This is a genomic window from Rhodoferax saidenbachensis (assembly GCF_031457975.1).
Classification (GTDB): Bacteria; Pseudomonadota; Gammaproteobacteria; order Burkholderiales; family Burkholderiaceae_C; genus Allorhodoferax; species Allorhodoferax saidenbachensis_A.
Map to the genome: position 1 here is coordinate 1 of NZ_JAVDXO010000022.1, position 1,605 is coordinate 1,605.

Genomic DNA, 1,605 nt, shown 5'->3' on the forward strand with positions numbered 1-1,605 from the left:
GGGGATGCAGCGTAAAACTTGGACTGGTTTATGTTGTAAATCCAAGGCTCTCCCGGTATTCAATGGGACTGCGTGAGCCAAGGGATATCTTGATGCGCTTCTCGTTATACCAACGAATGTAGGAGTCAACGACCTGAATGAATTGGTCGACCGTGATGTCCTGCCAGCTCCTTGGGTAGAACAGTTCCGTTTTCAGTCGCCCAAAGAAGCCCTCGCAAGCTGCATTGTCTGGTGAACATCCTTTACGCGACATCGAGCGAATCAGCTTTGCGTTGTGCACCCGTGAGAGCCACCCAGGCCAGCGATAGTGGGCACCACGATCTGAGTGAATAACAGGCCTGCTTCCTTGGATGGCTACTGTCTCAATGGCTGCATCCAACATGGTGTTCACCAGGCCAGAGTCTGGACGCGTGCCGATGGTCCAGCTGACAACCAGACCATCGAAGCAGTCGATCACGGGCGAGAGGTAGACCTTCCCAGCCGGGATCTGGAACTCCGTGATGTCAGTCAGCCACTTCTCATTCGGGGTGTCAGCCCGGAAGTCCCGGTTGATGAGATTCTCCGGTGCGGGGCTGATTTCCCCCAGATACGATCCGTACCGACGCCTTTTGTTGGCCGCAACAACCAAGCGCTCCTGCTTCATCAAGCGTTGCACAACTTTCTCGGAGATGTGCAGATGGCGTCGACCTAGTGCTGCGCGCATTCGCCTGTAGCCATAGCAGCGGTGGTTGCACTCAAAGACTTCGGTCATCGCAAGACGTGCATCAGCGTATTTGTCCACCCTGCGCAACTGGGCCTGGTGATAAAAGTAGGAACTGCGTGCCAGGTTCAATTCGGCAAAGAGCTCTGAGAGCGCATAGGTTTGTTTCAGGGCGTCAGCCAGCAGTGTCTTCTCCCGGTTGCTCAGGAGCTGCAGGTCGACGCCCAGGCCTTTTTTTAACAGTGCATTGGCCTTCTTCAGTAGATCGTTCTCAAGCTTCAATTTGCGGTTGTCACGGCGAAGAGATTCGGCCTGCCGTTCGAGCTCAGTCAGATCGGCCGTCGACGGTGGATGGTTGTGGTCTTTCATGGATGCGGGAGCCTCGCGACCGAGTAATTGATTCTTCCAGTTGTACAACGTCGGCCTGCACACCGCTAGCTTTTGAGCAATTGCGTGTGCACTTGTCTGCCTGGTACACAGATCAATGACAGCCGCATTCTTTAGCGCCAGAGGGTGCTGAACATTGGGTGCACGCCCCACCATGCGCGGACGAACCTCCGGGTGCAGTTCATCGATCCAACCAGTGAGTAGGGCCCGGCACGGATATCCCAGTGCCCTCATGGTGGCGGCAATGCAACGGTCGTGGTCAAGGTAATGCTGAACCGCCACTCGCTTCTGTTCATCAGAATACTTCTGCGAGCGCGCATAGTCCACCTGCAAGTCGAGACTTTGCTCGAATTCCCGATACCAGCTTTTGAGCGAATTCTTTGTTGGATAGCCCAACTTCCGGATGGTCGGACCAGTGCGTTTGCCCAGCTTGATATAGAGCTTGACTGCTCGGATTCGGTCTTCGTACGAATACATGAACTACCTCCAAGTAGTCCAAGATTTTGTCCGCACCCCCA

General features: G+C 54.7%; 1 protein-coding gene. It reads right to left on the bottom strand.

The annotated features are described in order from the left end of the window. Positions 1-28: 28 nt before the first annotated feature. Positions 29-1,564, bottom strand: a complete 1,536-nt coding sequence (locus J2X15_RS21200) for an IS3 family transposase (protein ID WP_310347034.1) — start codon at positions 1,562-1,564, stop codon at positions 29-31. Positions 1,565-1,605 lie beyond the last annotated feature (41 nt).